A 9,550-nucleotide genomic window follows, 5' to 3' on the forward strand; every position below is an offset into this window, starting at 1 on the left:
GGCGCGCAACCACTTCGAGGCGCAGGGCACCCGCGACTCGCTGGTGGAGCTCTCCGGCGTTCTGAAGACGATCGCGGTCGGCCTGATCAAGATCAACAACGACCTGCGCTGGATGTCCTCGGGCCCGACCGCCGGGCTCGCCGAGATCCGCCTGCCCGACCTGCAGCCGGGGTCGAGCATCATGCCGGGCAAGGTCAACCCTGTGCTGCCGGAGGCGACGCTGATGGTCGCCTTCCAGGTGATCGGCAACGACGCCGCGATCACCGCCGCGGGCGCCTCCGGCTCCTTCGAGCTCAACGTGGCGATGCCGATCATCGCGCGCAACCTGCTGGAGTCGATCCGGCTGCTGTCGACCTCCACCACCGTGCTGGCGCGGCGCACCGTCGACGGGATCACCGCGGACGCCGCCCGGATGCGCGCGTACGCCGAGTCCTCACCCTCGATCGTGACCCCGCTGAACCGCTACCTCGGCTACGAGACCGCCGCGAAGATCGCCAAGCAGGCGCTGGCCGACGGCGCCACCATCCGGGAGACGGTGCTGGCGATGGGCTTCGTGGATCGTGGCGAGATCACCCTCGAGCAGCTGGACGCGGCCCTCGACGTGGAGTCCATGACCCACCCCTGACCCGCGTTGAGAGGTCACCTTTGGCCGGTCGAAGAGTCACTTTCGGCGGGTCGAGTGTCCAGCGACTGGACACTCGATGCGCCGAAAGTGACCTCTCGACGGCGTCGTCAGTACCAGCCGTGGGCCTGGGAGTGGCCCCACGCGCCGCACGGCGAGCCGTAGCGGTCGCGGATGTAGCCCAGGCCCCACTTGATCTGGGTCTCGGCGTTGGTGCGCCAGTCGGGGCCGGCCGAGGCCATCTTCGAGCCCGGCAGGGCCTGCGGGATGCCGTAGGCGCCCGAGGACGGGTTGGCGGCGTTGATCCGCCAGTGCGACTCGCGGTCCCACAGGCTGACCAGGCAGCCGAACTGGCTGCCGCTCCAGCCGTAGTCCCCGAGCAGCGCGCTGGCGATCGACTTCGGGTCGCCGTTGGACATGTCCTCGGTGTGGACGATGGCGCGCGCGGCGGTTCCGCTGGCGACGTCGAGCGCGGCCGTCTTGGCCGGGTCGGTGCGGTCGCGGCTGTCGGAGCGGGAGACCACGTCGGCACGGCGTACGACGCCGGATCCGGACGCCGGCCCGGACGCGGTCGGGGCCGTCGACGCCGGCGCGGCCGCGGGTGCCTGCGACGCCATGTGCTCGGGAGAGGCCATGTCCAGCGCGACCGTGTCTGCGGGACCGTGGCCCGCGAGGACCACGCCGCCGCCCACCGCCGTACCGGTGCCGGCGACGGCCAGCGCGGAGAGCAGGAAGGTGGTCTTCAGCGCCTTCTTGGGAGCATCGGCGAGGGGTCGCTCAGCCGCACCCCGATGCTTCGGGACGTAGGCGGCGTGCTTCGACAAGGCTCTCGTCTCTGGGTCGACGGCTCAGTGGCGCGGGCGGGCTCTCCTGGGGGAGAGCCCGGACCACCATGCCTGACCCGCTTCCCCGAGGCAAACCGAACACGACAAGTTGGGGAAGAAATGACGAGCGGTGGGGCCACTGCTGTCACAGCAGCCCCACCGATCACTTCTGTCTCAGCTATTCGACGACCGACTCCAGCATCTCGGTGACCAGCGCCGCGATCGGCGAGCGCTCCGAACGGGTGAGGGTGACGTGCGCGAACAGCGGGTGCCCCTTGAGCTTCTCCACCACCGCGACGACGCCGTCGTGCCGGCCCACCCGCAGGTTGTCACGCTGGGCGACGTCATGGGTGAGCACCACCTTGGAGTTGGTGCCGATCCGGGAGAGTACGGTCAGCAGCACATTGCGTTCCAGCGACTGCGCCTCGTCGACGATCACGAACGAGTCGTGCAGCGAGCGCCCGCGGATGTGAGTCAGCGGCAGCACCTCGAGCATGCCGCGGTCGAGGATCTCGTCGACCACGTCCTGGGAGGTCACGGCACCGAGGGTGTCGAAGACCGCCTGCCCCCACGGGCTCATCTTCTCCGACTCGGTGCCGGGCAGGTAGCCCAGCTCCTGCCCGCCGACGGCGAACAGCGGCCGGAAGATGACCACCTTCTTGTGCTGACGCCGCTCCATCACCGCCTCCAGGCCGGCACACAGCGCCAACGCCGACTTGCCGGTCCCGGCGCGGCCGCCGAGCGAGACGATGCCGACCTCCGGGTCGAGCAGCATCTCCAGCGCGATCCGCTGCTCGGCCGAGCGGCCGTGCAGCCCGAACGCCTCCCGATCGCCGCGGACCAGGTGCACCTGCTTGTCGGCGCCCACCCGGCCGAGGGCGGTGCCGCGGTCGGAGAGCAGCACCAGGCCGGTGTGACAGGGCAGGTCGCGGGCGGCGTCGAGGTCGAGGACGCCGTCGTCGTACAACTCGTCGAGGTCGGCGGCGCCCACCTCGATCTCGGCCATGCCGGAGTAGCCCGGGTCGGAGTCGGAGATGGACTCGCCGCGGTACTCCTCGGCCGTCAGGCCGACCGCCGACGCCTTGATCCGCAGCGGCAGGTCCTTGGAGACCAGGGTGACGTCGTTGCCCTCGGCGGCGAGGTTGCACGCGACCGCGAGGATCCGGGTGTCGTTGTCACCCAGCCGGAACCCGGAGGGCAGCGTGGACGGGTCGGTGTGGTTGAGCTCGACCCGGATGGTGCCGCCCTCGTCGCTGATCGGGACCGCCTCGTCGAGACGGCCGTGCTTCACCCGCAGCTCGTCGAGGTGGCGCAACGCCGTTCGGGCGAAGTAGCCCAGCTCGGGGTGGTGACGTTTGCCCTCCAACTCCGTGATGACCACGACCGGCAGGACGACCTCGTGCTCGGCGAACCGCCGCAACGCCCCCGGATCGGAGAGCAGCACGCTGGTGTCGAGCACGTAGGTTCGGACGCTCTTGCGGTTCGCAGGCTTGGTGGCCACGCGACTCACCCCTCACGGGCCGCGGCGCGCACTCTTCGCCCCGGCCCTAGCACACAGCAACGGACCGGGTCACCCGAAGGCCGGAGTGCCGACCTCCCTCACCACGGCACGCGGCGTGCCGGGTGATGCAGTCGTGAGCATCCACGAACGGGCCTCCTGGTACGGCGGGCTTCCCCACCCGCCGGTGTCTCGAAGGTACGACCGGTACCCGCCCGTCGTGGGCAACACGCCGAGATTGCCAGGTGAACGTTGCGTTTCCGCGGCGCCGGACGCTCAGCGCCCCAGCCGCCTCTCGCGTTGCGCGTAGGCGCGCAGCGCGCGCAGGAAGTCGACCCGGCGGAAGTCGGGCCAGTATGCCTCGCAGAAGTAGAACTCGCTCTTCGCGCTCTGCCACAGCAGGAAGCCGCCCAGGCGCTGCTCGCCGCTGGTGCGGATGACCAGGTCCGGATCCGGCTGGCCGGCGGTGTAGAGATGATCGGCGATGTGCTCGACGTCGATCTCCTCGGCGAGCTCCTCCAGCGAGGTGCCCTTCGCGGCGTGCTCGTGCAGCAGGCTGCGCACCGCGTCGGCGATCTCGCGGCGGCCGCCGTACCCGACGGCGACGTTGACCAGCATCCCGTCGACGGCGCGGGTGGCCTCCTCGGCGGCCTTCAACCGCTCGGCGACGTCCGCTGGCAGCAAGTCCAGGGCGCCCACCGGGTGCAGTCGCCAGCGCCGCTGGTCGACCAGCGAGTCGACCGCCTCGACGATGATCTGCAGCAGTGGCCCGAGCTCCTCGGCGGCGCGGTTGAGGTTGTCGGTGGAGAGCAGCCACAGCGTGACGACCTCGATGCCGATCTCGTCGCACCAGGTCAGCAGCGGCTCGATGTTGGCGGCGCCGGCGCGGTGGCCGTGGGCTGTGTCGCGGCCGACCGCCTTGGCCCAGCGACGGTTGCCGTCGAGCATGACCCCCACGTGCTTGGGCAGGTTGTCCCGGTCGAGGCGGCTGGCGAGCCGGGCCTCGTACGCCGGATAGAGCACCCGACGGACACCGTCCTTCCAGCTCGCCACGTCTCGATGGTACGCGTTCGGGCGTTGCTGGCACGGCGTTTGCGCGCTCGGGGTACCTTTCCGCCATGAGCGAGACGACCGACGGGGCCCGGCCCGGCCTGGGCTCCCTCTCCGACCGGATCACCGACCGGATCACCGACCGGGTCGAGGAGTTGGTCGCCGAGGTCAAGCCCAAGCTGCGCGGCTGGCTGCATCTCGCGGCTGCCCCGCTGGTGCTCGCCGCCGGCATCGTGCTGATGGCGCTGGCGCCCAACGCCCGGGCCGAGGTCGGCGCGGTGGTCTACACCGCCGCTGCGCTGCTTCTGTTCACCGTCTCGGCGGTCTACCACCGCGGCAACGGCCACTGGTCGCCTCGGGTCCACAACCTGCTCAAGCGCTGGGACCACGCCAACATCATGGTGATGATCGCCGGCTCCTACACGCCGTTCTCGCTGCTGTTGCTGCACGGCGCCGCCCGTTGGACGCTGCTGTCGGTGGTGTGGGGCGGCGCGGTCCTCGGCGTGCTGTTCCGCGTGCTGTGGACCGACGCGCCGCGGTGGCTCTACGTGCCGATTTACATCGCGCTGGGTTGGTCGGCGATCTTCTTCATCCCCGCGTTCTTCTCCGGCGCCACCGCGCTCGGCGTCGGCATCGGCGTCGCGGTCTTCACGCTCATCTGCGTCGGCGGCGCGCTCTACACCATGGGTGGCGTGGTCTACGGCTTCAAGCGACCCAACCCCTGGCCCCGGGTGTTCGGGTTCCACGAGGTGTTCCACGCGTTCACGATCCTGGCGTTCGCGGCGCACTACACCGGGGTGTCGCTGGCGACGTACTCGCTGCGCTGAGCTGCGCGGCGCCTGCATGCTCATCGACCGACAGCATCACAGCAACGCAGGATCGGTGACCGGCCGCTCGCAGACGAACCCCCGACACACGTACGCCGCCGGGCGGCCCTCGACCGCGGTGCGACCGGCCAGCAGCGGCAGGTCCTCGCGCGGCCCGTCCGCCACCAGTACGACCGCACCGGGCCGGCGCCGGGCAGCAGCGGCAAGCGCGTCCCGCTCGGGCCCGGCGGGGCCGACCACGGCGATCTCGAGCGGCCCCTCGGCCATCGTGACCGCGGCCGCCAGCGACCAGCCGGCGAACCGGGGCGCCTGACTCATCAGCTGCCCCACCGTGGCCAGCGCCTCCTCGGCCGCCTGCCGGTAGCGGCCCTCGCCCGTGATCGCGTGCGCGACCACCAGGGCGTGGATCATCGCCGAGGTGCCGGACGGCGAGGCGTTGTCGCCGGGGTCGCGCGGCCGGGTGAGCAGCGACTCCGCGTCCGCGGCGGTGTCGAAGAACCCGCCGTCCTCGGCGCGGAAGTCCGCCAGCGCCCGGTCGAGCAGCGCCGTCGCGGTCAGCCAGCGCGTGTCCCCGGTGGCCTGCACCAGGCTGAGGAACCCGCCCGCCACGCAGCCGTAGTCCTCCAGCACCCCGGCATGCCGGCCGGCGACGCCGTCGCGGCTGACCCGCAGCAGCCGATCGCCGTCGACGTGCAGGCGCAGCAGCAGCTCACCGGCGGCGAGCGCGGCCTCGACGTACCGCGGCTCGTCCAGCAGCAGACCGGCGTCGCACAGGCCGGTAATCGCCAGGCCGTTCCACGCGGCCACGACCTTGTCGTCGCGCGCGGGGCGGACCCGCCGCTCGCGGGCGGCCAGCAGCGCCGCCCGCACCCGGGCGAGACGTTCGGGGTCGTCGGGGGTGTGCCGCAACTGGAGCGTGGACGTGCCGTGCTCGAAGGTCCCGGCGTCGGTCACGTCGAAGACCGCCGCCGCCCAGCGACCATCCTCCTCGCCGAGTACGTCGACCAGCTGCGCCGGGGTCCAGACGTAGAAGCGGCCCTCCTCGCCCTCGGAGTCGGCGTCGAGCGCGCTGGCGAAGCCGCCCTCGGCGGTGCCGAGTTCGCGGATCATCCACGCGGCCGTCTCCCGGGCGACGCGGTCGCCGAGCGCCGTGCCGAGGCGGGCGTAGAGCCCGACCAGCTGGGCGTTGTCGTAGAGCATCTTCTCAAAGTGCGGCACCACCCAACCGCGGTCGACGGCGTAGCGCGCGAAGCCGCCGCCGAGTTGGTCGTACATCCCACCGCCGGCCATCGCCGCGACGGTGCGCTGCAGCATGTGCCGGGCGCGCGGGTCCTCCACCCGCCGCAGGAACTCCAGCACCATCGACGGCGGGAACTTCGGCGCTCCCCCGAACCCGCCCGCCGCCGCGTCGAACTCACCCGCCAGCCGCTCCACCACCCCCTCCGCCGAGAAGTCACTTTCGGCCCGTTGAGAGGTCACTTTCTGCCGCTCGAGATGCGCTCGAACGTTCGCCGCGACGTCCGCGATCTCGCCGCGTCGTTGACGCCATGCCTCGCTGATCGCCTGCAGCACCTGCGTGAACGCCGGCTGCCCGTGCCGCGGCTGGTCGGGGAAGTAGGTCCCGGCGAAGAACGGGTTGCCGTCGTGGTCGAGCACGCAGGTCATCGGCCAGCCGCCCTGCCCGGTCATCGCCGTGGTCGCCGCCATGTAGACCGCGTCCACGTCCGGCCGCTCCTCGCGGTCGACCTTGACGGCGACGTAGTGCTCGTTGAGGTACGCCGCCGTGGCCTCGTCCTCGAAAGACTCATGCGCCATCACGTGGCACCAGTGACAGGCGGCGTAACCAACACTCAACAAGACAGGTACATCTCGAGCCCGCGCAGCCTCAAACGCCTCAGGCCCCCATTCGTACCAATCTACGGGCTGACCTGCATGTTGTTGAAGATACGGACTCGTCGATCCGGCCAATCTGTTGGCCATGGCTGCCACCTTCCACCAGTGCGAGTTCGTATCAAATCGGCCCACTGATACAAACCCGTGATGCAAACTCGCGCTCAATCGCGGTTACGATGAGCCGGTCGCGGCGCTCGTTTCTCGGGTGCCTGTCCCCAGCCTAGGAGGGAGCGGCGAATGCCGACTCGGCGGAAGTCGGCGCTCCTCGCCCAAGGCAAGGAGCGCCGGCTCGACGGCGGCCGCCAGGCGTGGCGGGTGCGGCTGTACGCCACCGCCAGCGGCTACCAGGTGCTCTTCAAGGCTCCGGCCGCCGACGGCGAGCCGTGGAGGCGGGTGCTGCGCCGGGCGGCGACCGAGGAGGAGGCCCGTGCGATCTTCGCGCAGGCTGAGGCCGCGCTCGACACCGAGCAGCCCACCCCAACGAGCACCAGGGAGAAGGCGACTCAGACGATCGCGGCGCTGGGCGCGGCGTACATCGCCGACAGCCAGGCCCGCGGCAAGGCGGTTCGCACGATCGAGGGTCGCCAGTCGCGACTCGACGCCCACATCATCCCCGCGATCGGAGACGTCCCGGTCGGGCGGTGGCGGGTCGAGCACAGTCGCAAGGTGATGGAGCGGGCGTCGGCGACCCTGCACTCGACGCGCGGCAAGGAGGATCTGCGCGGCGCCATGGCCGCGATGCGGAAGCTGGCCTGGCGGATGGGCTGGCTCGACAGGTCGATCGACCCGATCGACGGCCTCGAGATCGGCCGCTCGACCGTGCTGCACGGGGCGACGACGCACTACATCGATCCGCGCCTCCGTCCGGAGACGCGACAGGTGCTGGCGATGGCCCGTGGCGCCGATGCGCTCTGCGGTCCTGACGGCACCGATCCGCTGATGACACGACTGCCGCTGTTCGGCACCAAGATCCGCGTCGCGGCGTACGGCGGCCTGCGGCTCGGCGAGCAGAACGGCCTGCGTGCGATCGACGTGTTCTTCGAGCGCGGGTACGTCCAGGTCAACGGCTCGTGGATCACCCCGCGCAACGCGCCGGGCTTCCGCGGCCCGGTGAAGAACCACGTCATCCACGAGGTCCCCCTCCCCCGCTCGCTGATGATCGACGAACTGCTTCCGCGGGTGAAGGAACTGCTTGTCCTGCCGCCGACGGCGTCGATGCAGCAGGTGCTCAACGCCCAGGAGGAGGAGCGTCAGCGCCGCGCGAAGCTCGCGCTCCGCGTCGGCGACTCGACCCTCACCTGGTGGAACTGCCCCATCCCGCCCGAGGAGGAGCAGTGGCTCTTCGTCAACACCGTCACCGGTCTGCCGGTGAAGCCGGAGATGCACAACGACCGCTGGCACCGCGTCCGCCGCTGGGTCGACGAGCACGATCCCGACAACGCCTGGCCCAGGACGATCGTCTACCGCAACCTCCGCCACCACGCCGCGACGAGGTGGTTCCACGAGGAGCTCGGCGAGCCCTGGGAGGTCGTCGCCCAGTACCTCGGCGACAAGCTCACCACGGTCCTCAACCACTACGTCCGCGCCGGCGAGGACGCACTCCGCGACTCGGTCAGCAAGCTTTCGACCCGATGAAGCGCTGCATACGCGGCGGAATGACTCAGGTCACCATCCATCTTCCGGCGATGACGCTCCATCGACCGTTTGACGTCGCCGCCAGACCTCCCGGCGCCGCGAACGGACGCAGCGGGCGGAAGCAGATGATTGTGCCGTTCGGAAGCGCGAGCCCTGCCGCGCTCGTCTACGCTCCGCCAGGTGAACTTGACACACTGGAGCGCTGCTGCCTGGAGCGCCATCGGCAGCGGCGCAACGGCCCTCGCCTTTCTGGTGTCGGCCTGGGTCCTTGGACTTCAGTTGAAAGATCGCCGAAGAATGCCGGCCGAGGGCGTCACGGTCTGGGTAGACGACCGGTATCAGCAAGGCGACCGTGGAGATCTTGTCCGCACAGTCTCAGTCGTCTTGAAGAACGTTGGCGCACACCCGGTGTTCGATGCTCAGGTCGTGGTTGGCTACGGACACTTCGGCCGACGAGTGACGAGCATTGGGCCGCTCGCGGTTCCGACTCAGCCAGTGCTTCCCCCCGGCGCGGAATGGACATGGCCCATCGAAGATGTCCTCCGGTCGACCGAAGTGGAAGGACGCCTGGTCGCGGAAGTTTCGTTTCGCGACTCTGCGAACCGATGGTGGCTTCGCGACTTCGATGGGCACGTTAGCCGTTGGCGTGGTCGGCTGAGGAGGTCGATCACCCGGATCGACGACAACGATGTCGGGCTCGATAAGTTCGGCCCCGTCTCGTTGGAGAATCCAATCTCGGTTGCGGCGGCGTTCTGGACAGTCCTCGGCGACCCGATCAGCCCCGACAGGACAGCGCAGCTGCGATCGCTCTGTACACCGGAGTCGCTGCCCGCTTGGGGCAACTTCGATGGGATCGGCGAACTGCTCGCTGGGCACGGTCTGGCATCGTTTCCCGCTTACCCGGCTCCCGGCGTTGCGTATGTGAAGTTCCCCGAGAACATCGGTGACGCCATCCTTGTGTCGGGTCCCACACTGATGGCGGCCAAGATAATGACCCTTCAATACCGCCACGACGTAGACCCGCCAGGATGGCGTGTCTACGCGCTCGGCACACCTGTCCCTCCCGAGAAGATTCCATCCCCCGGCGCCACTCCTGAAGCTGGCGACGACATCTCTGCCTCTTGAGTGCCTTTACGTTCCTGCGCCCCACGGGGCCTGGTAGGCATCGAGTTCGTCGACAACGCGGCGATAAGGCGTAGGT

At 70.0% G+C, this 9,550-nt stretch carries 8 protein-coding genes; 4 read left to right on the plus strand and 4 right to left on the minus strand.

Annotated features, from left to right (window positions below; all coding sequences use genetic code 11):
- Positions 1–625 (plus strand): lyase family protein (locus VHA72_RS08565; protein WP_325574230.1); only part of this gene is annotated, 625 nt, incomplete at its 5' end.
- A gap of 107 nt (positions 626–732) precedes the next feature.
- Here the strand turns inward: VHA72_RS08565 and VHA72_RS08570 are convergent.
- From VHA72_RS08570 to VHA72_RS08580, 3 genes are all read right to left on the minus strand, one after another.
- A complete protein-coding gene (locus tag VHA72_RS08570) occupies positions 733–1,446 on the minus strand; it encodes an aggregation-promoting factor C-terminal-like domain-containing protein (RefSeq protein WP_325574232.1) in 714 nt (237 codons plus the stop codon).
- A 178-nt stretch (positions 1,447–1,624) separates the two neighbouring features.
- Positions 1,625–2,947 (minus strand): RNA 5'-3' helicase PhoH2, encoded by a 1,323-nt coding sequence (gene phoH2, locus VHA72_RS08575; RefSeq protein WP_325574233.1) that lies wholly within the window; start codon positions 2,945–2,947, stop codon positions 1,625–1,627.
- A 273-nt stretch (positions 2,948–3,220) separates the two neighbouring features.
- Complete coding sequence (locus VHA72_RS08580; RefSeq protein ID WP_325574236.1) at positions 3,221–3,997, minus strand: isoprenyl transferase; 777 nt, start codon at positions 3,995–3,997, stop codon at positions 3,221–3,223.
- Positions 3,998–4,062: 65 nt separating this feature from the next.
- Between VHA72_RS08580 and trhA the strand changes: the two genes are divergently transcribed.
- Positions 4,063–4,821 carry a PAQR family membrane homeostasis protein TrhA gene (gene trhA / locus VHA72_RS08585; protein WP_325574238.1) on the plus strand — a complete coding sequence of 253 codons (759 nt, stop codon included), beginning with the start codon at positions 4,063–4,065 and terminating at the stop codon, positions 4,819–4,821.
- Positions 4,822–4,857: 36 nt separating this feature from the next.
- Here trhA and VHA72_RS08590 read toward each other — a convergent pair whose 3' ends face one another.
- Entirely contained in the window at positions 4,858–6,801 is a 1,944-nt protein-coding gene (locus tag VHA72_RS08590) for a thioredoxin domain-containing protein (protein WP_325574240.1), read from the minus strand.
- A 150-nt stretch (positions 6,802–6,951) separates the two neighbouring features.
- Here VHA72_RS08590 and VHA72_RS08595 point away from each other — a divergent pair, with 150 nt between their 5' ends.
- A complete protein-coding gene (locus VHA72_RS08595) occupies positions 6,952–8,349 on the plus strand; it encodes a tyrosine-type recombinase/integrase (protein WP_325574242.1) in 1,398 nt (465 codons plus the stop codon).
- A gap of 180 nt (positions 8,350–8,529) precedes the next feature.
- A complete protein-coding gene (locus tag VHA72_RS08600) occupies positions 8,530–9,474 on the plus strand; it encodes a hypothetical protein (RefSeq protein WP_325574244.1) in 945 nt (314 codons plus the stop codon).
- Positions 9,475–9,550: the final 76 nt, after the last annotated feature.

It is taken from the genome of Nocardioides sp., from assembly GCF_035547795.1.
Lineage (GTDB): Bacteria > Actinomycetota > Actinomycetes > Propionibacteriales > Nocardioidaceae > Nocardioides.

Coding starts and splice junctions, on each gene's coding strand:
- VHA72_RS08595 (WP_325574242.1), top strand. CDS start 6,952: ATGCCGACTCGGCGGAAGTCGGCGCTCCTCGCCCAAGGCAAGGAGCGC.
- VHA72_RS08590 (WP_325574240.1), bottom strand. CDS start 6,801: ATGGCCAACAGATTGGCCGGATCGACGAGTCCGTATCTTCAACAACAT.
- trhA (WP_325574238.1), top strand. CDS start 4,063: ATGAGCGAGACGACCGACGGGGCCCGGCCCGGCCTGGGCTCCCTCTCC.